Source organism: Fundidesulfovibrio putealis DSM 16056 (assembly GCF_000429325.1).
In the GTDB taxonomy this organism is placed as follows: Bacteria; Desulfobacterota; Desulfovibrionia; order Desulfovibrionales; family Desulfovibrionaceae; genus Fundidesulfovibrio; species Fundidesulfovibrio putealis.
On sequence record NZ_KE386885.1, the window covers coordinates 571,510 to 596,355 of the forward strand.

Consider the following 24,846-nt stretch of genomic DNA (forward strand, 5'->3'; position numbering starts at 1 on the left):
GGGGGCTTTTGCGTTTGGAAGGGCGGGAAGAGGAGAGTGGGTGGAGTCGGGAGCCAGGCATCCCGGCCTCCTCACGCGGGGAAGAAATCTTACGCCTGCCAGAGCGGACAGAGGCGCGGGGAGGGCGCGTTGGCGGATGATGACCGCAATGGCCTGACGGCCATGCTGTAAATGTACTTTCTGTCACCGCGAAGATGGCGGCATACCCCTCTGAAGCCTTTCTCCCAGGTACGCCATACCGGTTCAAGGCGACATGTGAAACAGTCCTTTATAAATGGCTCATCAAGAAGCAGTGTGCGTGTCATGGTGTCCTCACTGCGGATACCATACGTCATCCCAGGGAATGTGGATAGGGGGAGTTTGCAATACTTTAGATTGTGCCTGGTCATCGAGCGTTGTTGGCCCTGGTGATGCCGCGTGTTCTGCCCCCGCCTGGACAGCGAGAGGGGGAAGATCAGGTGTCTTCACTCCTGTGGGCGTTCCCCTCTGGACCGCCATCTCTCCGGAGGAAGCCCTCGCCTGCAACGTCTGCCGGGTGGAGTGGGGTATAAAGAAGCTCTGGTGAGAACGGTACGGGAGGCTGTCGGCTCTGCTGGCCTCTCTTTCAGCTCTTTCGGCCACGTTCCGGGACAATATGCCCGCACGCCTGTGCCTCGCGTCAGGGCGTACAGGGCCGGGCCTCGTATGTGTCGTCCGCGTATACGCGTCCATGGGAGAACATTCGGGACAGCGACGTTCTCGGTAGCGGACGTAGTGCGGAAAATTGTGCCCTGTACAAAAGAAAGGCCCCGTCCAGTTAAGGACAGGGCCAGTAGGTTGATACAATGTAATGTCTAAGTGTTGTGTAGCAGTGTCCTTAGCCAATACTGTAGAGCGTGACGGTTGCTCCGTCTGTAGCGTGCCTGGGAATATTCATTGTCCCTTGGCCTTGGTTTGCTCTACCTTGAAAGGAACTGTTCTTCTTCAGTATGATCCAATGGCATCGCCTCCGTTGAGGTAAACCAACAATCTCCTGAGACACGATCAACATATAGGCCTGAGCCTGGAGGTTGTCTAGAGGAAACATCGCGCAGAGTGCCGCCTGAATTTTTTTTAATCGAAGCCTGGGCGGGACGGTTCCCTACATGGGCAGTCGGGGCCGGGTAAGGCTTGAAGATTCCAGCATATCCGGCTGTGCGCCACACACCTGGAGCGGCGCGTCGTCCGCCACCACCATGGACACGATCAGCTCCTTCAGTTCGCTGGCCTGGGCCGCAAGGTAAGTGATGGCCTCGGCGGTGTGCACCATGCCGTGCGAAGTTTCCTGGGCGATCTCGCCCACTTCGTTCACGGCGGCGTTGATTTCGTGGTGCGCGCTGGACTGCTCCTCGGCAGATGCGGCAATGCGCCGGACTTCCTCGGCCGTGGCCGAGGTGTAGTCCACGATTCGTCCCAGGGCGTCGCCGGAGCGCTTCACCAACTCCGTGGCCTGCTGGATGGCCTGGGAGGAGCGCTCCGTGCCCTCGATGTTCAGCTGGGTGCCGCGCTGGATCTCGGCCACGCTCTGCGACACCTCGCGCGTGGCGGCCATGGTCTTCTCGGCCAGCTTGCGCACCTCTCCGGCAACCACGGCGAAGCCACGCCCGGCGTCTCCGGCGCGCGCGGCCTCGATGGCCGCGTTCAGGGCCAGCAGGTTGGTCTGGTCCGCGATGTCGTCGATGACCCCGATGATGCGTCCGATGGCCCGCGCCTTCTCGCCAAGTTCGTTCATGCTCTGCAAATGCTCCTGTGACAGCGCCTGCACCGCGTCGATGGAGGCGATGCATTCGCCCACCACCGTGGAGCCCTCCCGCGCCTGCCCCATGGCTGAATCGGAGCTGGAGGCCGCCGCTCCGGCCACCTTGGCCACCTCGATCAGGGTGACGTTCATCTCGTCCATGGCGCGCGCGGTCTCGCCCAGGCGGGCGGTCTGGTGCAGCGCGCCCTCGCGGATGCTCTCCACCTGGCCGGATATCTCCTCCGCGCCCTGCGACACGTGCAGGGCGATGAGGTTGGCCTGCTCGGCAACGCGGGTGATCTTGTCGTTCTGGGAGCGGATCAGGGCTTCCTGATGCTTGATTTCGGTAAGCTCGGTGAACAGGGTGAATACGCCCAGGGCCGTGCCGTCCAGGTCGTAGAGCGGGGCGCAGTCCTGGCGCACGAAGAAGGCCGCGCCGCGCGCGCCGCACCCCTGGGACTGCGCGTCCTGCACGGGGCGCTTCTCCTGGAAGCAGCGCTGCGGGGCCGTCCCCAGGGCATCGTTTCCGGCGAAGAAACCGGCCACGTCGCGCCCGATGTACTGCGACTCGTCGCCGTCCAGCTCCAGGAGCGCCAGGAGCGGCCTGTTGACGAAGAGCACCCGGTCCTCGGTGTCGGTCACCAGACAGGGCACGGTCATGGCCTGGAGGATGCCCTGCGCGAAGCCCAGCTTGTTTTTGAGTTCGCCCACCATGCGGGTGAGCCCGCCGCTCAGAACGGCCATCTCGGCCTTGAAGCGCCCGGTGAGCACGGCCTGGAAATCGCCTGCGGAGATGCGCTCCAGGAAGCGCTGCAAGGAGTCGAATGGCTTTATGATCTCGCGGCGCACAAAGGCCAGCGAGCAGATCAGGATGAGCGCTCCCGTGACCAGCCCCAGCACCAGGCTGGCCGTGGTCAGCCTGTCCACGGCGGCGAAGGCCTCGTCCTCGTCGATCACCGTGACCATGGCCCAGGTGGCGTCCCCGGCCTGGACCGGCGTGTAGGCCGCCAGCACGCGCTTGCCGGTCACGTCCTTGGAGATCTCGGCTCCGGTTTTCCCGGCCAGGGCCTCGGCCACGGGCGGGGTGTCCATTTTGCCCTGGGCCGGGTTGGCGAAGGAGGCGGCCACGGAGTGCGTGGACGGGTAGGCGCTGCTGTCCGAGCGCATCAGGCGGTCCACGCCCACCAGATAGCTCTCGCCGGTTTCGTCCTTGCCCGAGCGCGACTTCATGATGGGGGCCAAGTCCTGAGGCGTGATGCGCAGGATGGCCACGCCGTCCACGCCTCCCACGTGATTGTGCACCGGGGAGGCCACGAAGGCGGCGGGCTCGTTCTTCAGGGGCGGGTAGGGGGCGAAATCCTCGAAAACAGTCTTGCCCTTCTTGGCGTCGCGCCAGGCGCGGGCCAGCCCGGAGTCCTTCAGGGGGCCTTTGTCCAGGTCCTCGCCCAGCTCCAGGCCCTTCTTCACCGTGAAGATCACCCGGCCGTAGTCGTCCACCAGGATGGCGTCCTCGTAGCCCAACACCTTGACGAAGGGCTGGAAGGCCGGGGACACGAACTGGACCATTTCCACGAATTCCGGGTCGTTCACGTCGGCGCGCTGGCCTGGCTTCACCTTGCCCATGAAGATGTCGCGCAGCATGGCTATGCTGTTGTAGACCTCCTTCACGGAGGCGTAGATGCGCACCTCGGCGTTCCACTTGTCCACCAGTTGCCTGAGGGCCTCCCTGCGCGAGTCGCGCACGGACTCCAGCTGGCTGAAGGCCTGCTGGGAGAGGCTGGCCGACGCCTGCCGGACGCTGTAGACGCCCATGAACAGAAGCGGGAGGATGCCGATGGCCAGACAGAACAGTATGAGTTTGGCCCGAAGGCTGAGCTGGATTTTCACGGGGGTACTCCTTGGGTGGGTCGCGCGCGGACCATAGGCACGCCAAGGTTGGGGATTGGTTTAGGCCGCGTGACGATTGTGTTACGCAGGCTTCGCGCGTAAACTGATCGCGCAGTGCCGGAACGTGTTGAAAACAAAGGAGCCAGCCAAAGAAGACAGACGCGTGGATTGACTGTCATGGGAGTTCGGGAGCCGGTCATGGATTCGTCATATGATGCGGATAGCTTCGGGACGCCGCAGATTGCGGTCAGAACGTCCCCGAAAGGAAGGCCCAATGACCCAGGAAGGCAACAAGAAGAATTACGTCCTCGACACCAACGTCCTCATCGAAAACCCCAACTCGGTGCTGGCCCTTCGAAACGGCAACGAAAACAACATCTTCATCCCCTACCACGTGCTCATGGAGCTTGAAACGCTCAAGAACACGCCCAAGCTCCGCCACATCGTCTCCAAAGTCATCACCAGCCTCATCGAGAACCGCGAACACATCACCTTCATCCGCAACGGCGGCACCGACTCGCCCTTCACCCACATCGTGGACAACTACATCCTGGGCGAGATCGAGACCGCGCAGGACATGCAGGGCGTAAAAGACCCCATCCTGGTCACCAATGACCGCCTGCTGCAACTCCAGGCGTCGCTCAGAAACATCAAGAGCGAGGAACTGCGCGACTCCAAGCCCTTCGAGTCCGACTCGCAGCTGTACACCGGTTTCGTGGAGGAGGCAAAGAACGCGCCGCCCAACTCGTTTCTCTGGCGCGACGGCAAGCCCGTGCTGCTGGGGCCGGAGGGCGAGAAGCCCATCGGCTACACCAACGACGTGTGGAACCTGAAGCCGCGCACCGTGTACCAGAACCTGGCCCTGGAGCTCATCTGCGCCGACCACGTGGACCTGGTGTCCATTCAGAGCGAGGCCGGGTACGGCAAGACCTACCTGGCCCTGGCCTCAGCCCTGTACATGGTGCTGGAGCGCAAGCTGTACGAGAAGGTGTTCGTGGTGAAGCCCACCATCGAGATCGGGGCCAAGCTGGGCTTCCTGCCCGGCGACATCGCCGAGAAGATGGAACCCTACATGAAATACATCTTCGACCTGCTGGTGAAGCTGCACAAGCAGCGTCCGGCCAACAAGATCTTCATGAACCCCAACGACGAGAACCTGCGCCTGAACGTGAAGAAGTTCGAGATCCTGCCGCTCGGCTACGTGCGGGGCATGAACATCGAGAACGCGTTCGTGATCGTCGACGAGGCCCAGAACCTGTCGCGCACGGAGGTGCGGGCGCTTTTGACCCGCATGGGCGAGGGCGTGAAGTGCGTGTGCCTGGGGGATACCTCGCAGGTGGACAACCCCTATCTGAACGAGGCCAACAACGGACTGAACTGGATCGTGAGGAAGTTCAAGGGGTTTGGGAACTACGGGCACATCGTGCTGAAGGGGGACCGCTCGCGCGGGCCGATCACGGACATGGTGCTCAAGAGCAAGCTGTAAGGGGAGGTTGGTCGAGGGGAACGCCTCCGCAGGCCTTAGGGCTGCGCCCTTTGGAATCCGCAAGTATGCCATGCCTTTGCCTGGACGGGATACTGTTCGACAGGCGGCAGGCGACCTCTCTTGCGAGAGCCGCATGATTATTGAAAAAGAAACTATGGTTTTTTGTGGATAGGTTCGTGAACCAGAAGCATGAACTTTAAAGGCGCAGCGCGAACACAGTAGGCAGCCGCGCGTTGGATTTCTCAAGCGCCCCGGAAGGGGCGCTTGTCTTGCGGCCAGGGGTTACAGCGCCCCCAACGCCGCCTTTCCGGCCTGCCAGACCATCGTCAGTCCGATGATCCCTAAAAGCGTCAGCACCACGGCCCGGAAGGTCCTCTCGTTCACCTTGCCGCAGGCGGCGCCTCCGGCCCAGAGTCCGCCCAGGAGCGCGGGCAGGGCCAGCGCGTACAGCTTCAGTATGTCAAAACTCACCAGCCCCTGCGCGCTCTGAATCCCCACGATGCCTATGCCGGTCAGCAGGAAATAGAACGTCAGCGTGGCGCGCAGGGCGTCGCGTCCCCAGGGCTGTCTGGCGGCCCAGGCGATCACCGGCGGGCCGTTTGCCCCTGTCACCGGGCCGATGCACCCGCTCAAAAATCCCGCTGCGAGCGTCCACCCCTTGCCGATGTGCGCCCTGGGCTTTGTCGTGGTGACCGACTGGGTCACCATGGCCAGGATGATCGCGCCCAGAAGCCCCTTGATGAGCGAGTCCGACGCGCCTTCCAGCAGCCACGCGCCGACCGCCATGCCCGGCACGGAGCCCAGGAGCAGCATCTTCATGGAGCCGCGCTCGATGTGGCCGTGCAGCCTGAGGACCATCACCACGTTGATGCTGAGCGCGACCAGGCTGACCAGGGGGACGGCGGCGCGCACGTCCAGGACGGTAAGCAGTATGGGGAGCGCCACCAGCACGGAGCCGAAGCCGGAGAAGCCCTGGATGAATCCGGCGCAGAGGGACGCGCCGAGGATGACGGGTATGAGCGGTTCCATTGGGAGAGGGGTCCTTATTGGTGCGCGCAATCGCGCGCCTGGACCGACGCACTATGCGCCCCGGGGCGTTAAGGCAAGCGGAGGGATGCGAGGGGCGTTTTGATCGGGGAGTTCCTGCCGGAACAAGGAGTCAGGCTTCAGAAGAAATGACCCTGCTCAAGCAGGCAGATGGAATCAGGCGCGGACGTCCAGTGCAGAGGGGGCGTGCGCCGTCCGGAACGAGAAGCACGCAATAATTATAAGGGATTCCACAAGGGCGGAGCCCTTTGGCCGCCGGAGGCTGATCCTCGTCGGAATCACCCCTCAAGCCTGGGGCTCCAACTAACCGGCCAGCAGTCCGCCTTGCTGGGCGGCGCGGGCGGCTTCCCGCATGTCTTCGCGTGTGGTTGCGATGCTTACCCTGTTGCGTCCGGCATCCTTGGCGGCGTACAGGGCCTGATCCGCCATGGCTACGAGGCTCGCCGGGGTCACGGCCTGTCCGGGCGTGAAGGTGGAGAGGCCGATGGACACGGTGACGGGGATGGCCCGGCCCGCGTAGCGCAGGCTCTCGCCGCCAACGCGGCGGCGCAGGCGCTCGGCCAGCATCCAGGCCTGGGCCTGGGAAGTATGCGGCAGGATGATGGCGAACTCCTCGCCGCCGTAGCGCGCCAGGAAGTCCGTGCTGCGAAGCGCGCCCTCCAGGGCCTGGGCGGCGTGGCGCAGGGCGGCGTCCCCGGCCAGGTGGCCGTGGGTGTCGTTGACCTTCTTGAAGTGGTCCAGGTCGGCCATGAGCAGCGCGAACCCGGCCTTGTGGCGCATGTGGCGTTTGAGTTCCTGGTCCAGGCGGGCGTCAAAGGACCGGCGATTGAAGAGGCCGGTGAGGCCGTCGCGGTCGGCGCGGCGCTTGAGGCGCAGATAATCCAGGGCGTTCTTAAGGCTAGGCGCGAGCTGGGTGACTCCCTGGCGGGCGGTCTCCTGCTCGTGCTTGGCCAGGTCGCGGTGGATGAGCACCGACAGGCATCCGAAGGCCTGATCCTCGTGGCGCAGCGGCACCAGCAGCGCCCGTCCCGGCTCGGCGGGTGCGGATTCGTCGCCGCCGGGGACGCTGCTCACGCGGTAGGAGCGCGATGGCGTGCCGCGCACCCTGGCGGCCAGATCCAAAAGATATTCTGCCCTGGCGGATTTGGCCTGGGCGGAGAGGTTCTCGGGCAGCAGGATTTCGGTTTCGGGAGTCTGGCCCCAGAACACGCCGAGCACCTCGGACACGGGGAAGGCCAGACCCAGGTCGTCCTTGAGGTTGGCGAGGATTCCGGGCAGGTCAAGGCTGGACATGGCGCGTGCCAGCAGATGCTGGAAGAAGGCCAGCCTGCCGTTCTCCTGCACCAGTTGGTCGCGTTCGCGCTGGGCGTCGCCCAGGATTTTGGCGATGTCCTCGAAGAGTCCTGCGGATTCCCTGGCGTCGTCCAGTGCGGCGACGATCTTGCCCTTGGCCAGGGGCGGGGTCAGGCAGGCGATGAAGCCGCGCGCCAGCACCTCGTCGTGGGCCAGGGACTCGGCCTCCGGGGCCACCAGCACCTTGCGGGCGGCCTTGACCCAGGCTGGCATGTCGGTCTGGAGCGCGCGCCAGGAGGCCACGTCCAGCATCACGGCCAGGGGATCGGCCCGGTCGAAGTCGGCCTGGGAGGGCAGGTCGCGCAGGTCGAAACGCTTCACCTCGCACGCGTCGCCAATGGCCTGACGGATGCGTTTGGCGGGCTGTCCGGCCAGGCCGAGAAGCCATACCGGGTGGGAGCGTTTGACGGTCTTGCGCATGCTTGGTCTCCGCGTTGGGGTGATCATCGCTGGGAATATGCAAGATATGCGCCTGGGAAAAATATTCCCGCCGCTTTACGGGACGGCGGCGGGGGCTGGCGGAGCCTGGGGGGGCGGTAACACGTTCGTCACGCAGCGAGCGTAGGTGAGGCCTTGCCTCCCGCGCGAAAGCTGCTAGTTTACAATTCAAATTCAGGACCTGGAGGTCGGCGGATGCCCACCATTATGACCGGAAAATACAAGTCAGAGACGGTTGTGGAGAAGAGCGCGCTGGCGGGTTGGCTGCGCGAACTGGCGGACGGCGTGGAGGCCGGGGAGCTGCCCTCGCAGGGCGGGCCGGTGAGCCTTGAGGGCTGCAGGGGCATGAAGCTGTCCGTGAAGCACGGGATGGGCGAGACCCTGTTCGTCAAGCTCTCCGTCAAGTTCCCCAAGCCCCCCAAGACGCTTGGGGCGGTTATGCCCGGCGACACCGACGACTCCGAGTATCCCGGCGACGAGGATGAGGAGGACGACGAGTCTGGAACGCTTCCCAAGTATAAATCACTTAAAAAGCACATGAAGCAGACCTTCAAGGCCATCGGAGCGGCCCTGGCTGCGGGACAGGTGCCCCCGACCCTGGAGGCCCAGAGCTTCATCGCGGATTCCCGCCTCATGGTCAGCTATCCGGGCAAGGGCGACGAATTCTACGCCGCCTACCTGGAAAAGACCGAGGCCTTCCAGGCGGCCCTGGACGCAGCCGACATCGAGGCCATGAAGGCCCTGTACCAGGATCTGGTCCAACTCAAGCGGGACTGCCACTCCCGTTACGCGTAAGGCCGCAACCATGCCCGAAACATCCATGGAACAGCTGAAGGCAGGCGCGCGCATCTGCACGGAGATCGACCTCTCGTCCATCCCGCGCGAGGTGACCGACTGGGACATCGAAACCTTTCTGGCCCTGACCTGCGCCGGGATCACCCCGGAGCAGCGCGAGGCCGTGCGAAACCCCGTGGCGCGCTTTCCCCGCCAGGAATACGTGCTGGCGGTGCACTGGCACCCGGAGCATGTCCCCATGGACATGATCTCCGACCGCATAAACGCCATGTACCCCAACCGGCGCGACGAGCTCATCATCCCCACCCAGCACAACCAGATACTCACCTGGGGGGACTACTCCGGGGTGGAGGTGGACTGCTACTCCCACGGCTTCAACCGCAAGGTGCAACTGCTCATCCACATGCGGGCTGACCAGGTGGAGAGGGCCGGGGTGCTCAGCAACATGCTCAAGCACACGTTCAAGTACCGCTCCTCGCAGCTCTTCGAGTACCTGGACGCCCTGTGCGAGCCCGAATGGGCCGACCGCCGCCACGCTGCTGCGGCAGTGGCCGGGTCGGACGAGGACATCGTCGATTTCACCTCCATCCACGCCTGCCGCCTGAAGGCTCTCCTGACGCAGAACGAGACCCGCACCCCCCAGGACGCCATCAAGAACAAGCTGGTGCGAAACTATCTGGACTGCCTGCGCGAATTCTACGACGCGCGCTTCATCAACAAGGTGCAGGTCTACGCCAAGGCCGTGAAAGAGGTGGTGAAGGAGAACTTCTCCCTGGCCTACTTCTACCGCGCCTCCGAGGTGGTGGAGGAGGCCCGCTCCATCGGCGCGGGCGTGGTCATCCCGCACCCGGAGCAGTTCTGGCCCATCCTTTTGCGCAACTACGACGTGGACGGCATCGAGGTGTGGAACCCGCAGTCGCAGCAGTACACGGAGTTCCTGATAAACGTGGTGCTGGACCAGAACCGGCGCGGCTACCACAAGGACCGCCCCATGCTCATCTTCATGGGCGACGACTGCCACATGAGCGAAAAACTCAAGCGCCCCGAAGAGCAGGACAAGGAAAAGGTCAGCCGCGAGATCGGGCTGCAACCCGCCTGGGACGATCTGGGCATCGCCAAGGGGCTCATCATGTCCGGCGTGAGCCGCAAGACCGTGATGGACGAGTACCGCTCCAGGCTGGGCTGAGGCCCTTCCGGTTGGAGTCGGCCCGGCGTCATTTCGTAACGCGGCCGGGCTATTGGGTTGACGTCCGCAACGACGTTCGCAGCGAGAGGTATCTTGATGGACAAGAAGGACAAGAAGGAACTGCCCGCCCGCGAGGGCAAGTTCAGCTACGAGGCCGTGGAAGACGCAGCCTCGCTGGCAAAATATCTCCAGGCCCTGACCGAGGGCTTCGCCAGCGGCAGCATGCGCTTCTCCCGCAAGGACCTGGACATGGAGCTGTGCCCCAAGGGGCTGATCGGTTTCGCCGTGGAGGCCAAGGCCAAGGACGGACGCATGAAGCTGGCCCTGAAGTTCGCCTGGCGCGAGAGCGTGGAGGCCAAGGAACCCAAGAACGATACCCTGGCCATCGTGCCCGGAGCGTGCGGGGAAAAGGTGTAGCCCATGCGTTTCCTGGAAGGCGTGGAAGAGAACTTCCGGTTCATGGTCCTGGAAGTGACCAAGCAGGTGGAGAACACCCTCAAGGTGCTCGAAAATCCCGATCCTGCCCTGGTGGCCAAGATAGAGAGCCGCGACGACTACATCGACAACCTGAAGAGCGTCATCGAGAACAAGTGCTTCTCGCGCATCCACACCGGCTTCGGCGGCGACAAGCGGGCCATCGACCTGGCCCGGGCCGTGAACATCATCACCTCCAACCTGGAGCGCCTGGCCGACCACGCCGTGAACATCGTGATGCAGTCGCAGTACCTGCGCGACCCGCACTTCATCAAACGCTACGACTACAAGGCCTTCTTCTCGGAGATAACAAAGGCCCTGCGGCTGGTGGTGAAGGCCCTCTACAACCAGGACATCACCCTGGCCTTCAAGATCTGCCGCGCCGAAGTGACCCTGGACGCCCTGTTCAAGGCCAACTTCGACATCATCCTCAAGGACCTTCGCAAAGGCGAATCCCCCGAGAACTGCATCACCGCCCACAACATCTTCCGCTACCTGGAGCGCATGGGCGACACCATCCTGAACATCGGCGAGGCCATCATCTTCGCGGCCGTGGGCGAGAAGTTCAAGATCCACCAGTACGAGGCCCTCAAGGAGACCCTGGGGGAATTGGGGCGCGAGGTTCCCATCTCCGACGGCGAGTTCCACTCCATCTGGGGCACCCGCTCGGGCTGCCGCATCGGCAAGGTGGAGGGGGCGCGCCAGGGGGCGCGCACCAGCGGCGTGCTCTTCAAGGAGGGCAACGCCGAGAAGCTGCGCTGCGAGACCGAGAACATCCGCCGCTGGGAGGCGATCATGCCCGGCCTGCCGCCCAAGGTGCAGGCCTTCCACGTGGACGGCGACTCGGCCAGCATGCTCATGGAGTACCTGGGCGGCTGCACCTACCAGGAGGTTGTCCTCTCGGGCGCTCCCGAGATTGCGGCCAACGCCACGTTCATCCTGGAGCAGACCGTGCGCCAGCTCTGGCAGGAGACCCGCACCGACCGAACGGTCAAGGCCGGGTACGTCAAGCAGCTGACCCAGCGCCTGGACGACGTGTACCGCATGCACCCCTCCTTCCGCACTCCGGCCATGGAGATGACCGGCGTGCCCGTGGCCGGGTTCGAGGCCATGCTCGAGCGCACCGCCGAACTGGAGGCGCGCTTCGAGGCCCCCTTCAGCGTGTTCATCCACGGCGATTTCAACATAAACAACATCGTGTACAACCACGAAGAACAACGAATCCACTACATCGACCTGCACCGCTCCAAGGACACGGACTTCGTGCAGGACGTGTCGGTGTTTCTCATCTCCAACTTCCGCATGCCCGTGCTGGACAGCCTGCTGCGCACCCGGCTTGACGACGTCATGAAGGAGTTCCTGTCCTTCTCGCGTGCCTTCGCCGTGGAAAACGGCGACGCGACCTTCGAGGCGCGCCTGACGCTTGGGCTCATCCGCTCCTTCATCACCTCCAGCCGCTTCGAGTTCAACCACCGCTTCGCCAAGGAGATGTTCCACCGGGGCGTCTACCTGATGCGAAAGCTCGACGTGCATAGGCAATCCGGCAAACCGTGGGAAGGCTTCGTCCTCCCTGACGACGTCCTCATCTATTGAGCCCCTGGAGCAACGCATGAAAAAGATAGGTGTCGTCGGCATCTCGGACGGCTGGTCCTCCGAGATATTGGCCGACGCGTGCAGGCAGCTGACGGGTTTCCGCCTGCTCATCGACATGGACAAGGTCGTCCTGGACCTGGAGCAGGGCACTGTGCGCTTCGGCGAGTACGACCTGGGGGAGCTGGACGCGCTTATCGTCAAGAAGATCGCGCCCCAGTATTCGCCGGACGTGCTGGACAGGCTGGAGATGCTGCGCTTCCTGGAGCAGAAGGGGTTGCCCATTTTCTCCAAGCCCACGTCCATCCTGCGGCTCATAGACCGCCTGAGTTGCACCGTGACGCTCAGCGCGGGCGGCCTGCCCATGCCCGCCACGGTCATCACCGAGAGCGTGGACGAAGCCCAGGACGCCGTGGAGCGCTTCGGCAAGGCCGTGTTCAAGCCGCTCTATTCCACCAAGGCCAGGGGCATGGAGGTCATCAGCGCGGGCGAGGGCGCGCGAAGCCGGATCGAAGCCTTCCAGGCAGCGGGCAACACCATCATGTATCTCCAGAAGATGCTGCCACCCCTGGAGAAGGACCTTGGCGTCACCTTCCTGGGCGGGAAATACCTGGCCACCTACGCCCGCAAGTCCAGCGGCTCCAGCTGGAACACCACCACCAACGCCGGGGGCAAGTATGTGGCCCACGAGCCGTCGCCCGAGATTATCGCGCTGGCCGAGAAGGCGCAGTCGCTCTTCGACATGGCCTTCACCTGCGTGGATATCGCCGAGACCAGCCAAGGCCCCATCGTGTTCGAGGTGTCGGCCTTCGGCGGATTCCGGGGCCTCTTGGACGCCTGCGGCATCGACGCGGCCGGAGCCTACGCCAAATACGTTCTGGAGAACATCGGATGAGCACCACCATCAAGAACCTCGCCGCTCCCTTCGTGGAGCGCTTCCCCTGTCCGTATGAACTCAGGCTGGCCCTGGGAGGCTTCGGGGTGGACGTGCGCTCCAACGACGAGCGCCTCATCCTCTGGCTGAAGGACTATTTCCGCGACTTCCTGCGCGCCTCCGGCCCGGCCTTGTGCGAGGTGCTGGCCATCGAGTGCGACCCGCAGACTTTGGAGCTGGACTATCTGGTCAAGGAGCCCGAGCCGGGCAAGTCCAAGATCAAGGAAGAGTGGGCGGACCTCCCCGATGGCCGCGTGGTGCGAAAGCGCCTCACCGGCATGCTCTTCCTCTTCGGCGGTGACTGCCATCTGGCGCTTGGCCCCTGCCTGGACAACCCCAACCAGATAGTCAACTTCATCAACAACCGCTTCATCGAATACAAGCTGAACCAGGGCTGTCTGCTGGGTCACGCGGCGGGAGTCTCCTGGCGCGGGGACGGGCTGGCCCTGGCCGGGTTCTCCGGCATGGGGAAGTCCACCCTGGCCCTGCACATGATGAACCTGGGGCTCAATTTCGTGTCCAACGACCGAGTGATGCTTGGCCGGGGCGAGGCTGGCCTGACCATGTACGGCGTGGCCAAGATGCCTCGCGTAAATCCGGGCACGGTGCTGAACAACCCGAGCCTGTCCGCCGTCATGCCGGACGAGGACCGCGCCGCCTTCAAGGATCTGCCCATCGAGGAGCTCTGGAGCCTGGAGCACAAGTACGACGCCTTCATAGACGAGTGTTACGGGGCCGGGCGTTTCGATCTGGAAGCGCGCGCCAAGGGGCTGGCCATCCTCAACTGGAAACGCGGCGGCGGCGAGCTTACGGTCGCGCAGGTGGATATCGGCAAGCGCCGGGATCTGCTTCCCGCGTTCATGAAGAGCACAGGGCTCTTCTATGACAGCGGCACGGATATGCCCGTGCCGGACTTCTCGGAAGACGCCTACGTGGCGTTCCTGAAAGACTGCACGGTGCTGGAAGTGACCGGTGGGGCCGACTTCGAGCGCGCCGCCGAGGAGTTGACGAAGTTCCTGAAGGGATAATCGCCGGGGCTCCGCCCCAGACCCCGGCAGGGCTCTGCCCTGCACCCGCCAGGGGGATGATCCCCCTGGACCCTGCATTAGGCTTCGCGTAGTTTTTGAGCCAGGCTGGCATCGACGCGAAGCCCATTGAAAGTTTTTGAAGGAGAGCTCGAGAGGCCAACTTTTCAGGAAGAAAAGTTGGACGCTGCGAAGCAGCGCCCGAAGGGCGAGGGCCAGGACGGCCCGAGTCACACTTTTTTCCAAAAAGTTTCCTCTCGAATCTTAAATCTTATGCCAACAGTCACCATCTCCCATACGGTCTCATTGCCGGACCCGGTGAAGATCGCGCGCTTCCTGAAGGCCCCGGAGCTTGGGCCGCGCGTGCTGTTCTTCAGCGGCGGAACGGCGCTTCGCGATCTCTCCCGGGAGCTGGTGCGCTACACCCACAACTCCACGCACCTGATTACGCCGTTTGATTCGGGCGGCTCCTCGGCGAAGCTGCGCACCACGTTCAAGATGCTGGCCGTGGGCGACCTGCGCAACCGCCTGATGGCGCTGGCCGACCGCTCCCTGCACGGAAATCACGAGATTTATAACCTGTTCGCCCACCGGCTGCCCAAGGACCTGGGGCACGACGAACTCATGGCGCTGCTGGCGGCCATGATCGAGGGCCGCGACCCCCTGGTGGCGGACGTGCCCGACCCCATGCGCAAGATCATCCGCTCGCACCTCAAGTTCTTCCGCAAGGCCATGGCCGCTACGGACTTCGACCTGCGCGGCGCGAGCATCGGCAACCTGATCCTGGCTGGCGGGTTCTTCAACTACAACAGGCAGATCGACCCGGTGATCTACATGTTCACCATGCTGGTGAAGGCGCGCGGCACGGTGCGTCCCATCATCAACAAGGACCTGACCCTGGTGGCGGAGATGGCCGACGGCACGCTGCTGGCGGGCCAGCACCTGCTCACGGGCAAAGAGGGCGGGCCTATCGCCCAGCCGGTGAAGCGCGTGTACCTGAGCGAGAATCAGCAGAACCTGCGCCCGGTGGCAGTGAACGTGCGGCGCAAGGTGAAGGAGCAGATCCGTTCGGCGGAGCTCATCTGCTACCCCATCGGCAGCTTCTATTCGAGCCTGGTGGCCAACCTGCTGCCCATGGGGGTGGGGGACGCCATATCCAAAGCCCAGTGCCCCAAGGTGTTCATCCCGAACCCTGCGGGCGATCCGGAGCAGTTCGGCCTGGGCCTGGGCGACAGCGTCCGGCGTCTGATGGAGTATTTGCGGGCCAGCTGCACCAAGCCGCGCCCCACGCAGTCGCTTCTGAATTTCGTGCTGCTGGACAGGAGCAAGCACTACCAGACGCCCTTGAACCTCAAGCAGATCGAGGCCATGGGCATAAGCGTCATCGAGGCCGACCTGCGCAGCCTGGAGAAGCCGCCGTATTTCGACGAGCAGGCCGTGATCGAACACCTGCTCTCTCTTGCCTGATATCCCCTGAAGCCCTCCCCACGATACGACACCTGAACATTGCGCGTCGCGAAGCGGAGAGGGTGTGCAGAGGGCGAAGCCCTTTGCCCGCCGGAGGCTTCTCCAACAAAACTCCAACAAACCCCCAACTGGAAGGCGGCTGTCTCAGCAGGGGGTGACGGTCTTCTTCCTGTCCGTGGAGCAGGCCACCATGCCCACGGGGCCGCGCCGGTCGCGCACCCAGACGTTGCCGGGCTGGCTCTTGGCGTACTTCTTCATTTCGGCGGAGCGCTGGCTGATTGACTCCAGCGAGCAGTGCCCGTGGCAGTCCACGATGGCAAGCGACAAAGACACGAACCCGAAGCGTCCTTCCTTGCCGGTGCGGTCCTTGCCGACGATGAACCCGGCTGCGCGGTCGGCTTCGTGGTAGCAGCGGTGCACAAGCCTGGCAAAGCAGCGGGTGATGGCCTTGCAGACGCGCTCGGCCTTGTCCGGGGTGCTGCACAGCACGAAATCATCGCCGCCCACGTGCCCCAGGAAGTCCGAGGGCGAGCCGTGGCGCCTGAGCGCCCAGCCCAGGATGCGGGCGGTGAGCATGATGATCTCGTCGCCGGCCTTGAAGCCGTAGGAGTCGTTGTAGACCTTGAAGTTGTCCAGGTCGGCGTAGATGAAGCTGACGGGGCTGCCGGAGCTGACGCGCTTTTCCAGCTCGCGCTCGATGGCCACGTTGCCGGGCAGGCCGGAGAGGGGGTTTGCCCCTTTGGCCAGCTCCATCTGCACCTGGGCCAGGGCGTCCAGGATCTTCTGCACCGAGGCAAGCCCCGCCAGGCGTCCTTCCCTGGTGACCAAAACGTGGTCGTAGAGCTTGTAGCCGTCGCGGTTCATGGCGGCCTGGGCCACCACCTCCAGGGGTGTGCCCCAGTCCACGATGAGCGGCTGGCTGTCCATAATCTTGGTGACGGGCTTGTTGGTGTAGAGCGCAAGCCCGTACTGGGAGGCCAAGGCCCGGTCCATCTGGTGGCGGGTGACCAGCCCCACGGGCCGTTTGCCCGAGACCACGGCCACGGAGCTGACCTGCGGGTGGGTGTCGAAATAGGCCTTGAGCTCGCCCACGTGCGATCCGGCCTTGATCTGGAAGGCCTGGTCGGCCTGTACGCCGATGGGGGAGGAGCACATGAAGTCCGCGTTGGTGCGGCGCTTGTGCCCGAGGATCAGCTGGGCGGACTCGGGCGAGATGTCAGGGCGCGGGGAGGCCGGGCGCGCCAGATAGTAGCCCTGGCCGTAATGGACGCCCATGGACACCAGCGAGGACAGCTCGGTGGCGGTCTCGATGCCCTCCGCCACGATCTTGCAGCCAACTTTGTCGGAGAAGGTCAGGAAGGTCTCGATGAGGGCGCGTTTTACCGGATTGGCGTCGATGCCCCGGATGAGCGACATGTCCAGCTTGATGAAATCCGGCCTGATCTCCGCGATGGACCACAGCCCGGAGTAGCCGGTACCCACGTCGTCCACGGCCACTTTGTAGCCCTCGCCCCGGTAGTGGTCCAGGGTGCGGTGGAACAGGGAAAAATCTTTTGTGGAGTGGCGCTCGGTGATCTCCAGCACCACGTCGTGGGGTTCGAGCCCGAGCTTCTCAAGGTGCCGGAGCGTCTCGCCGGGGCTGAAGGACGGGTCCAGCAGGGTGCGCGGGTGCACGTTCAGGAACAGCTTGCGGCCCCCGCCCGCCTCGCCGAAGCCGTCCAGGGCGGCGGTGCGGCAGGCGCGCTCCAGGGGGAACACCAGGTCGTGCTCTTCGGCGAAACCAAACAGCATGGCCGGGTTCTCGAAGGTGCTCCCGGCGGGTCCCCTGGCCAGGGCCTCCCAGGCGAAGATGCCGCCGCCGCTCAGGTCCACGATGGGCTGGAAATGGGCGCGGATATCCTGCCCCTGGAGGATGGAGCGGAACTCCTTGAGCAGGACGGCGCTCGATGGGTCCAGGCTCCCCCGGATCATGCGGTGTGCGTCGGCCAGGGCGGCGTGGAAGGCCTGCTCCAGGTTCTTGCGGCCGGCCGGCGGCAGCTGCGAGGCTCCCACCGCGACCTCCATGTCCTGGCCGGTCAGGTTCAGGGCCTCGCGCTTGAGCCGGGCGCGCAGGTTCAGGCGCAGGATGGAGCCGGTGTGCAGAAGCGGAGCCAGCTCGGTTCCGGGTGCGCCCATGGCCAGGAGGAACTTGTCGTTGTCCATGCGTTCCAGGGCCACCAGGGGCAGGCCCTGGACGCGTTCCCGGACCAGGGCGGCGAGCTCCGATTCAGCGGCGCTGCTCAGGGCGTCGGCGATTTCCTTGCCGTAGATCTTGGCGAAGATGTAGAAGTCCTGAATCTCGAAGAGGAGCAGGCTGACGGAGCCGCCCTTTTTGAGCAGGTTCTCCACTATCTCACGCTGACTGCCCGTCAGCAGGGAAAGGGTTCTGTCGCCGGAAACGTTTCCGGGGCGTGAGCCCGACTGCATGAAGCGCGGCTTGAAGTCCATGATGCTGATGAGCATGGACGGGCAATAGCCCGAACCGCGCCTGAGGGGTGCCGAATGGGTGAAAGGAATGTTAAGAAACGGTTACGGGCGAAAAATCTTGGAATTCCATTAGGATGACTGAGCTTGCCAAGTGCCCGGATGGCCCTTACAAAGGTGAGATGGATCAAGGGAGCCGTTGATGCCGGAGCACAGGGACTTTTTTGACGATTTCTATACGGAGACCATGTCCGAGATGGCCGGAAACTTCTTTTCCCGGCGAAAAGACATGGAAGCCCGCCTGGATGGGTTCTCCCGGCTGGCCGACGAGGTCCGGCATGCGGCGGTCCGGGCGCTTCGGCGCTGGGGGACCTTTTTCACGCTGCTGGTGGACGAGGAAAGGGCGCTCGTGTTCCTGGAGTCCTTCGGGGTGGAGGCGCGCGCCGTCCCTGGGCTGGCCGCTGCTGCCGGGGACCCCTGGCGCTTCAACCTCCCCTTCGCCTTCACCGAGGCGGGCCGCTACCGCAAGAGCGTGCGCTACGCCTACCGGGCCTTGAGGCAGGCCACCCTGGACTACCGCGAAGGCAGCTACTCCTCGGACCCCAAGAACCCCAGGAAAAAGATCCTGCTCCCGCACTACGACTCCCTGATGGAGCAGGCGGCCTCCATCAACAACGAGGTGCTGAAGATCAACTCCGCGCAGTCGCCGTCCTCCATTCTGGCATACATCAAGTCGCTCGATCCGGCGGCGCAGGAACGCGAGTTCATCGCGGGCGGCCCGGCTGGGGCGGACATGGGAAAACTGGACCGGGACATGGCCTTCACGCCGGTGAATTTCGCGGGGCTTGGCCTGCCGGAGCTGGCCATACCGCCCGCGCTGGACACGGTGCAGGACGCGCTGGACGACTTGAGCTGCGAGATATTCGCGGCGAGGCGCGAGGACGCCAGGCGAGCCCTGGCCTACGTCCGCGCCAGGTAGCCTTCTCCGGCCAGCCGCTTCATACGCGTCGAAGGCACCAAACTCATCAAGCGGGCCTGTGGAGTTGTCAGGGCACTGGCTCCCGCCACGGCTGCCGGAAGACGGTTTGTCACAGTGTGGCGGATTGAAGGCGGCATCGTCACATTGAAAGGCGACCAAAGCGTCATACGGAATGGACGATCAATGCCTGGGCGGAGCGTTTACGTTTCGTCCGGCGTGCGCAAACGTCACACCCGAGCGCCACACCCGAACGTTAGGCCGTAACGTCGAAGCGGCGCAGCCACAGCTCCAGGGCCGCCAAGGCCCACAGCCGCTTGCCGTGGTCCACGCGGCCCCGCGCGTGCTCATCCAGGATCGCCCCCAGGGCTTCCGGCCGCAGGAGGCTTTTTGCGGCCAGCCCCCCCAGCAGCAGTTCCCGCAGCCAGCCTGACAAGTCTTCACGCAGCCACTTGCCCACCGGGATGCCGAATCCCTGCTTGCCCTGTGCCGTGACCGCCGGGGGCAGCAGGTCCGCAAACGCCGTGCGCAGCAGGTATTTGCCGGTGCGCCGGCGCATTTTGAGGTTCACGGGAAGCCGCGCGGCCCACTCGGCCAGGGTGTGGTCCAGGAGCGGGGAGCGCCCCTCCAGGCCGTGGGCCATGGCCATGCGGTCGGCCTTCACCAGCAGGTCGCCGGGAAGGTAGGAGCCGAGGTCCGTGGCCAGGGTGCGGTCCAGGAAGGTTTTGGCGCGGGCGGCGTCGAAGAGCGCAGAGAGCAGCGCCTGCGCGTCGGCCTGGGGGACCAGCAGGGCACGCTGCTCGGGCCGCCACAGGTTCAGGGCCTGCTCGGGCGTGAAGTACGACCCCCAGCGCAGGATGCTGGCCTTGGGGCTTATGCCCGCCACCTGGGCCAGGCGCTTCAGGCCCGCCACCCAGTTGGTCTCGATGGGGCGGTCCTGCGGTTCGGGAATCAGGTCCAGGAGCGCGGGGATCAGGCGCTGGGTCATAAGGCGCGGCAGGGCTGCGTAGGGCGCGGCCAGGGGGTCCAGCCAGTAGCGCTGGTAGCCCGCGAACAGCTCGTCGCCGCCGTCGCCGTTCAGGGCCACGGTGACCTTGGTGCGGGTCTCTCGCGCCAGAAAGTACGAGGGCAGGGCCGAGGGGTCCGCGAAGGGCTCGCCCACGTGGGCCACCACCTGGGCCAGGGTGTCCGGCACGTGACCGAACTCCACCAGGAACTCGTGATGGTCTGTTCCGTAACGCCCGGCCACGGCGCGGGCCTTGTGCAGCTCGGAGAAAGCAGCTTCCCGGAAGCCGATGGAGAAGGTCTTAACAGGGGTGTCGCACAGCCCGGCCATGAGGGCGGTGATAATGCTCGAGTCTATGCCGCCGGACAGATGCGCGCCCAGGGGCACCTCGGACATCAGGCGGATTCTGACAGATTCCGTCAGCCGCTCGCGCAGCTCCTGGGCCAGATCTTCTTCAGACGCCTGCCACTTGGGTTCGAACTCCAGCTGCCAGTAGCGCTGCGTGGCGAGCGCGTCGTCCTTCCAGAAGAGTGTGTGCGCCGGAGGGAGCTTTCGCACGTCCCTGAAGGCGCTTTGCGGATCAGGCACGTATTGCAGGCTGAGATAGTGGTGCAGGGCCAGGAGGTCCGGCTCGCGCGATAGTCCGGGATAGGCCAGCAAGGCGGCAGGCTCGGAGGCGAACAGGAAATGGCCTTCGTGCAGGGCGTAATAGAAGGGCTTCTTGCCCATGGGGTCGCGCGCGGCGAACAGGCTCCCGGAGCGCTGATCCCAGATGGCGAAGGCGAACATGCCGCGCAGGCGCGCCACGCACTGGGGGCCGTATTCCTCGTAGGCGTGCAGGATGGCCTCGGTGTCCGAGGTGGTGGCGAAGGTGTGGCCCTTGGCGAGAAGTTCCTGGCGCAACGCAAGATGGTTGTAGATCTCGCCGTTGAACACGATCCACAGAGTGCCGTCCTCGTTGCGCATGGGCTGGTCGCCGGTGGCCAGGTCGATGATGGCCAGGCGGCAGTGGGCCAGCCCTGCCCGCTCGTGCAGGTGGAAGCCCTGCCCGTCCGGCCCGCGATGGGCCACGGCCCCGGCCATGGCGGCCAGGGTGTCGCGGCTTGGGCGCTGGCCTTCGGGCGCGATGATTCCGGCGATGCCGCACATGTCCTAGCCCGCCTTTCCGAGGCTGCGGCACAGCTCCAGGTAGCGTGCGGCCACCGAGGCCCAGGAGTATTCGCGTTCCACGCGCTGGCGACCGGCGCGGCCCATGGCCTCGCGGGTCTGTGCGTCCCCGACGAGGCGCGAGATGGCCTGGGCCAGCTCCGTGGCGGACTGCGGCGCGGCCAGCAGCCCGGTCACTTCCGGGACAACCAGCTCCTCGCTCCCGGCGATGCGCGTGGCCACCACGGGAAGTCCTGAGGCCATGGCCTCCAGCACCGCGTTGGGCATGCCTTCGTCGCGCGAGGGGAACACGTACAGGTCCATGTCCCGCAGCACGCGGGAAAGCTCCGGGCGGCGCATCCAGCCCCGGAAGACCACCCGGTCGGCGATGCCGAGCGTCGCGGCCTGGGCTTCAAGCGCAGGGCGCTGGGGGCCGTCGCCCGCGATATGCAACTCCCACGCAATATCCGGCGCAATCTGGCCAAGCGCGGCCAGCAGCGTGTCCAACCCCTTCTGAAAGACCACGCGGCCGTGGAAGAACAGGCGCACCGGGCCGGGCGTACGCTCGCCGATCCTGGGAGAGAATAGGTCCGTGTCGGCCCCGTTGGGGATGATGGGGTAGACGAGCTTCGGCTCGAATGCTCTCGCCAGCGCGGCCAGCCCTTCACTGTTGGGGACCACGGCCCCGGCGCGCCGCCACAAAAATCTGATGAGCCAGCCGGTGAGGCGGTGCATGCGGGCCAGGTCGTAGGGCTGGAAGCCCGGCACGTCGCCGCCGCGAAGCGAGACCACGTAGGGCGTCTTGTGCAGCGCATGGGTGATCCAGGCCGACGGCCCGGAGGGGATGCCGAAAAAGGCCACCACAGCATCCGGCTTGAAGGAGCGAGCCAGCAGCGGCACGTGCAGGCAGGCGCTCAACATGAACACGCCCATTTCCCAGGCGGCGCATTTTTCCTCGTTGCGCCGGATGGTGGGGATGCGCCGGATGGTGATGCCGTTCGATTCCTCGTGCGCGGGCATGCCGCGAAAGGCCGAGGTGACAACCAGCACCTGCGCGCCCTGGCGGGCCATCTCGCGGGCGATGTTGGCCGTGGCGTTGCCTGCGCCGCCGCCCAGCGGAGGGTACTCGTAGTTGACCAGGAGAATCCGGCTCACAGGGGTTTCCGGCAGAAGATGGCGGCGGTGGTGGTGGCCAGCATGTCCCTGTCGCGGCGGGCGAAGGCCGGGTCCAGGAAGGGAGCCACGGCGGCCAGGGCTCTGGGGTCGCTCTGGCGCTCCAGCACGCGGGCTTCGAAGCCTGCGCGGGCCAGATCGTCCAGGTGGTCGTCCAGGCGGTGTCGCGGCAGGTCGCCTGGGTCCAGCAGGTTGTCCCACATGGCCTGGGAGAACGTCAGGAAGTGAAAGGGATATTTGAAGAAGTGGTCGCGATAATCCACCTGGTGCAGCATGACGCCGCCCGGAGCCAGTACGCGCCAGCACTGACGGAAAGCGTCGAGCGGGTTGCGGACGTGCTCCAGCACCGAGTTGGACACGACGACATCCACGGAGCCGGTCTCCAGCGCGTCCAGGCTCGCCACGCGCGACACGGTCATGCGCGAGGCTCCGGGAAAGCGCCAGCAGACCTGCTGGAACACCCGCTCGTCCAGGTCCGCATCGAAGCGGGCGAAGGGCTCCACTCCGATCCAGCGTCCGCCCAGGCGCGCGGTCCACTCGTAGCCGGTGCCGTTGGCCGCGCCGCAGCCAAGCTCGGCCACGCGTTTGCCGCGCAGGTCCGGACATTCCGGCCCGGCCTCGCGGGCCAGCCGCTGCCAGGCAGTGACGATGGGCTCCGGGTCCAGAAGTCCCTGGTTCACGCGCCAGTAGGGCATCCAGCCGCCAAGCTTGTCCAGCATCTGCCCGGAGAAGAAAAAGCGGCGGATGATGCGCAGCGTCACGTATTCCATGTTGGACCAGATCATGCGGCCCTCCTGCCGGTATGGCGTCCCAGCACCCACAGGTTCCACAGCAGCAGGCGGTGGTCCGCTGCGCCGTCTCGATGTTCGCGCCAAACCCGCTCGACCACGGAGCGGTCGATGCACTGGGGAAGGCTCAACCCGTCGAGATCAAGCCTGCCTTCCTGGAACCACAGCCCCACGGGCGCGCCGAACCCCTTCTTCTTGCGGTGCAGGATGTCCGCAGGCAGGAGCGGCTCCAGGGCCTTTTTCAGGATGTACTTGCCCTGTCCGTCCCGGAACTTAAAGCGGTGCGGGATGCGCCGGACCAGGTCCACCAGCTCCAGGTCCAGGAAGGGGGCGCGCACCTCCAGAGAATTCAACATGCTGGCGCGGTCCACCTTCACCAGGATTGCGTCCTGGAGATACAGCTTGGCGTAGAATTCCAGGGTCTTGTCCACGAGGTCCGGGGCCACGCAGTCGTCCCAGGCCTCGATGGCCTCGGAGTAGACCTCCTCCGGGTCGCAGGGCTCGGCGAACAGCTCGGCCAGCAGTGCGGGCTCCACGGGGCCGAGCCACACCGGGTTCCACAGGCGCTTGTCCTGCGACAGTCCGGCCAGGAACCGGTTCACCTTGAAGGAGAAGTGCATGTTGGAGTGGCCCACGGGCAGGCGCGCCGCGAGAAGTCGCAGGGCCTGATGCACGGGCCTGGGGCACAGGGCGGCGTAGCCCTCGGCAGCGCGCAGGGCCTTGAAGGGGTCGTAGCCAGCGAAGAGTTCGTCCGCGCCGTCGCCGCCCAGGGCCACGGTGACGTGTTTTCGCGTCTCGCGGCAGAGTAGGTACGTGGGCAGAAGAGAGCTGTCGCCCATGGGCTCGTCCAGGCGGGCAGCGATGTCCGGCAGGATGCCGAGCGCCGTGGAGAGGCTCAGGACCTCCTGGCTGTGCGCCGTGCCGAAGAGCGCAGCCGCGCGGCTGCTGTAGGCGGATTCGTCGAAGCTCGCTTCGGTGAAGCCGATGGAGAAGGTGCGAAGCCCGGCGACGCGTCTGGCCGCCAGGGCGGTGATGGCCGAAGAATCGATGCCGCCGGACAGGAACACGCCCAGGGGCACGTCGCTCATGAGGCGGCGCGCCACGGCCTTGTCCAGAAGCTCGCGGATCTGTTCGCCCCATTGGGCCTCGGGATCGGCGGGCAGGGTGTCGAACGGCTCGATGCGATAGGTCCAGTAGCGCGACAGGCGAGACGAGAAATCATCCAGGTTCACCAGCAGGTTGCATCCGCCGGGGAGCTTGCGCACTCCGGCGTACAGGCTGCCAGGGGCCGGGATGAAGCCGTAGGCGAAGTATTTCCTGAGTGCGCCGTGATCCAGCCCGGTCGGCACCTCGAGGTGTTCCAGCAGGGCGGAGAGCTCCGAGGCGAAGGCCAGGAATCCGGGGCGCAGGTGGTAATACAGGGGTTTCTTGCCGAAGCGGTCGCGCGAAAGAAGCAGCTCGCTGCGCTCGGCGTCGTAGAGGGCGAAGGCCCACATGCCGCTCAAGCGTTCGGTCAGGTCCTGGCCCCACTCCCGGTAGCCGTGCAGGAGCACTTCCGTGTCGCAGTGGCTGGTCTGGAAGCGGTGGCCTTTGGCTTCAAGCTCGCGGCGCAGCTCCTGGTGGTTATAGATTTCGCCGTTGAAGGTGACGCACAACCCTTCGTCCAGCGTGGCCATGGGCTGGGCTCCGCTCACGATGTCCACGATGGCCAGCCTGCGGTGCCCCAGGTGCAGCCCGTGGCGCGGATGGAAGCTGGTTCCCTGGCCGTCCGGCCCGCGATAGGCCATCCGGGCGTTCATGGCCGCGAGTACGGCCTCGTCGCCCGGGCCAGCGAAACCGCAGATGCCGCACATGAG

General features: G+C 65.0%; 17 protein-coding genes. 9 read left to right on the forward strand and 8 right to left on the reverse strand.

Features of this window, described 5'->3' with window-relative positions:
- Positions 1–1,120 precede the first annotated feature (1,120 nt).
- On the reverse strand, positions 1,121–3,643 hold the full coding sequence (locus G453_RS25340; protein WP_051272644.1) for a methyl-accepting chemotaxis protein: 2,523 nt from the start codon (positions 3,641–3,643) through the stop codon (positions 1,121–1,123).
- Between the two features lie 274 nt (positions 3,644–3,917).
- Here G453_RS25340 and G453_RS0119315 point away from each other — a divergent pair, with 274 nt between their 5' ends.
- On the forward strand, positions 3,918–5,129 hold the full coding sequence (locus tag G453_RS0119315) for a PhoH family protein (RefSeq protein WP_027192354.1): 1,212 nt from the start codon (positions 3,918–3,920) through the stop codon (positions 5,127–5,129).
- A 282-nt stretch (positions 5,130–5,411) separates the two neighbouring features.
- Here G453_RS0119315 and G453_RS0119320 read toward each other — a convergent pair whose 3' ends face one another.
- A complete protein-coding gene (locus G453_RS0119320; RefSeq protein WP_027192355.1) occupies positions 5,412–6,158 on the reverse strand; it encodes a sulfite exporter TauE/SafE family protein in 747 nt (248 codons plus the stop codon).
- 321 nt (positions 6,159–6,479) lie between these two features.
- Positions 6,480–7,949, reverse strand: a complete 1,470-nt coding sequence (locus G453_RS0119325) for a sensor domain-containing diguanylate cyclase (RefSeq protein ID WP_027192356.1) — start codon at positions 7,947–7,949, stop codon at positions 6,480–6,482.
- Between the two features lie 213 nt (positions 7,950–8,162).
- Here G453_RS0119325 and G453_RS25345 point away from each other — a divergent pair, with 213 nt between their 5' ends.
- The 7 genes from G453_RS25345 to G453_RS0119360 all read left to right on the forward strand — a co-directional run bounded on the left by G453_RS25345 (position 8,163) and on the right by G453_RS0119360 (position 15,438).
- On the forward strand, positions 8,163–8,762 hold the full coding sequence (locus G453_RS25345; protein WP_051272645.1) for a GAK system XXXCH domain-containing protein: 600 nt from the start codon (positions 8,163–8,165) through the stop codon (positions 8,760–8,762).
- Between the two features lie 10 nt (positions 8,763–8,772).
- Positions 8,773–9,948, forward strand: a complete 1,176-nt coding sequence (locus tag G453_RS0119335; protein ID WP_027192357.1) for a hypothetical protein — start codon at positions 8,773–8,775, stop codon at positions 9,946–9,948.
- Positions 9,949–10,044: 96 nt separating this feature from the next.
- On the forward strand, positions 10,045–10,365 hold the full coding sequence (locus G453_RS25350) for an amphi-Trp domain-containing protein (RefSeq protein ID WP_043646456.1): 321 nt from the start codon (positions 10,045–10,047) through the stop codon (positions 10,363–10,365).
- A gap of 3 nt (positions 10,366–10,368) precedes the next feature.
- Positions 10,369–12,015: a PhoU domain-containing protein gene (locus G453_RS0119345; protein WP_027192358.1), complete on the forward strand. Its 1,647-nt coding sequence runs from the start codon at positions 10,369–10,371 to the stop codon at positions 12,013–12,015.
- Between the two features lie 16 nt (positions 12,016–12,031).
- Positions 12,032–12,907: a GAK system ATP-grasp enzyme gene (locus G453_RS0119350; protein ID WP_027192359.1), complete on the forward strand. Its 876-nt coding sequence runs from the start codon at positions 12,032–12,034 to the stop codon at positions 12,905–12,907.
- Positions 12,904–13,974: an HprK-related kinase B gene (locus tag G453_RS0119355; protein ID WP_027192360.1), complete on the forward strand. Its 1,071-nt coding sequence runs from the start codon at positions 12,904–12,906 to the stop codon at positions 13,972–13,974. The genes G453_RS0119350 and G453_RS0119355 overlap by 4 nt, the downstream gene beginning before the upstream one ends.
- A 270-nt stretch (positions 13,975–14,244) precedes the next feature.
- The gene (locus G453_RS0119360; RefSeq protein WP_027192361.1) at positions 14,245–15,438 is read left to right on the forward strand and encodes a GAK system CofD-like protein; all 1,194 of its coding nucleotides are present in this window, start codon (positions 14,245–14,247) and stop codon (positions 15,436–15,438) included.
- Between the two features lie 144 nt (positions 15,439–15,582).
- On the opposite strand, the gene G453_RS25355 is transcribed toward G453_RS0119360, so the two are convergent.
- Complete coding sequence (locus tag G453_RS25355; protein ID WP_051272646.1) at positions 15,583–17,940, reverse strand: GGDEF domain-containing protein; 2,358 nt, start codon at positions 17,938–17,940, stop codon at positions 15,583–15,585.
- Positions 17,941–18,103: 163 nt separating this feature from the next.
- Here G453_RS25355 and G453_RS0119370 point away from each other — a divergent pair, with 163 nt between their 5' ends.
- A complete protein-coding gene (locus tag G453_RS0119370) occupies positions 18,104–18,880 on the forward strand; it encodes a hypothetical protein (protein ID WP_027192362.1) in 777 nt (258 codons plus the stop codon).
- Positions 18,881–19,133: 253 nt separating this feature from the next.
- On the opposite strand, the gene asnB (G453_RS0119375) is transcribed toward G453_RS0119370, so the two are convergent.
- The 4 genes from asnB (G453_RS0119375) to asnB (G453_RS0119390) are packed head-to-tail and all read right to left on the reverse strand — an operon-like array spanning position 19,134 to position 24,843.
- Positions 19,134–21,032 carry an asparagine synthase (glutamine-hydrolyzing) gene (asnB, locus tag G453_RS0119375; RefSeq protein ID WP_027192363.1) on the reverse strand — a complete coding sequence of 633 codons (1,899 nt, stop codon included), beginning with the start codon at positions 21,030–21,032 and terminating at the stop codon, positions 19,134–19,136.
- A 3-nt stretch (positions 21,033–21,035) separates the two neighbouring features.
- Positions 21,036–22,184, reverse strand: coding sequence for a glycosyltransferase family 4 protein (locus G453_RS0119380; RefSeq protein ID WP_235731812.1), 1,149 nt, complete (start codon positions 22,182–22,184; stop codon positions 21,036–21,038).
- On the reverse strand, positions 22,181–22,987 hold the full coding sequence (locus tag G453_RS28230; protein ID WP_156921022.1) for a methyltransferase domain-containing protein: 807 nt from the start codon (positions 22,985–22,987) through the stop codon (positions 22,181–22,183). Before G453_RS28230 ends, G453_RS0119380 begins: the two co-directional genes overlap by 4 nt.
- The gene (asnB, locus tag G453_RS0119390; protein WP_027192365.1) at positions 22,984–24,843 is read right to left on the reverse strand and encodes an asparagine synthase (glutamine-hydrolyzing); all 1,860 of its coding nucleotides are present in this window, start codon (positions 24,841–24,843) and stop codon (positions 22,984–22,986) included. Before asnB (G453_RS0119390) ends, G453_RS28230 begins: the two co-directional genes overlap by 4 nt.
- Between the last annotated feature and the right edge of the window lie 3 nt (positions 24,844–24,846).

Excerpts from the sequence above, each read along its gene's own strand:
- G453_RS0119315 (WP_027192354.1), top strand. The coding sequence starts at position 3,918 with ATGACCCAGGAAGGCAACAAGAAGAATTACGTCCTCGACACCAACGTC.
- G453_RS0119320 (WP_027192355.1), bottom strand. The coding sequence starts at position 6,158 with ATGGAACCGCTCATACCCGTCATCCTCGGCGCGTCCCTCTGCGCCGGA.
- G453_RS0119325 (WP_027192356.1), bottom strand. The coding sequence starts at position 7,949 with ATGCGCAAGACCGTCAAACGCTCCCACCCGGTATGGCTTCTCGGCCTG.
- G453_RS25345 (WP_051272645.1), top strand. The coding sequence starts at position 8,163 with ATGCCCACCATTATGACCGGAAAATACAAGTCAGAGACGGTTGTGGAG.
- G453_RS0119335 (WP_027192357.1), top strand. The coding sequence starts at position 8,773 with ATGCCCGAAACATCCATGGAACAGCTGAAGGCAGGCGCGCGCATCTGC.
- G453_RS25350 (WP_043646456.1), top strand. The coding sequence starts at position 10,045 with ATGGACAAGAAGGACAAGAAGGAACTGCCCGCCCGCGAGGGCAAGTTC.
- G453_RS0119345 (WP_027192358.1), top strand. The coding sequence starts at position 10,369 with ATGCGTTTCCTGGAAGGCGTGGAAGAGAACTTCCGGTTCATGGTCCTG.
- G453_RS0119350 (WP_027192359.1), top strand. The coding sequence starts at position 12,032 with ATGAAAAAGATAGGTGTCGTCGGCATCTCGGACGGCTGGTCCTCCGAG.
- G453_RS0119355 (WP_027192360.1), top strand. The coding sequence starts at position 12,904 with ATGAGCACCACCATCAAGAACCTCGCCGCTCCCTTCGTGGAGCGCTTC.
- G453_RS0119360 (WP_027192361.1), top strand. The coding sequence starts at position 14,245 with ATGCCAACAGTCACCATCTCCCATACGGTCTCATTGCCGGACCCGGTG.
- G453_RS25355 (WP_051272646.1), bottom strand. The coding sequence starts at position 17,940 with ATGCTCATCAGCATCATGGACTTCAAGCCGCGCTTCATGCAGTCGGGC.
- G453_RS0119370 (WP_027192362.1), top strand. The coding sequence starts at position 18,104 with ATGCCGGAGCACAGGGACTTTTTTGACGATTTCTATACGGAGACCATG.
- asnB (WP_027192363.1), bottom strand. The coding sequence starts at position 21,032 with ATGTGCGGCATCGCCGGAATCATCGCGCCCGAAGGCCAGCGCCCAAGC.
- G453_RS28230 (WP_156921022.1), bottom strand. The coding sequence starts at position 22,987 with ATGATCTGGTCCAACATGGAATACGTGACGCTGCGCATCATCCGCCGC.
- asnB (WP_027192365.1), bottom strand. The coding sequence starts at position 24,843 with ATGTGCGGCATCTGCGGTTTCGCTGGCCCGGGCGACGAGGCCGTACTC.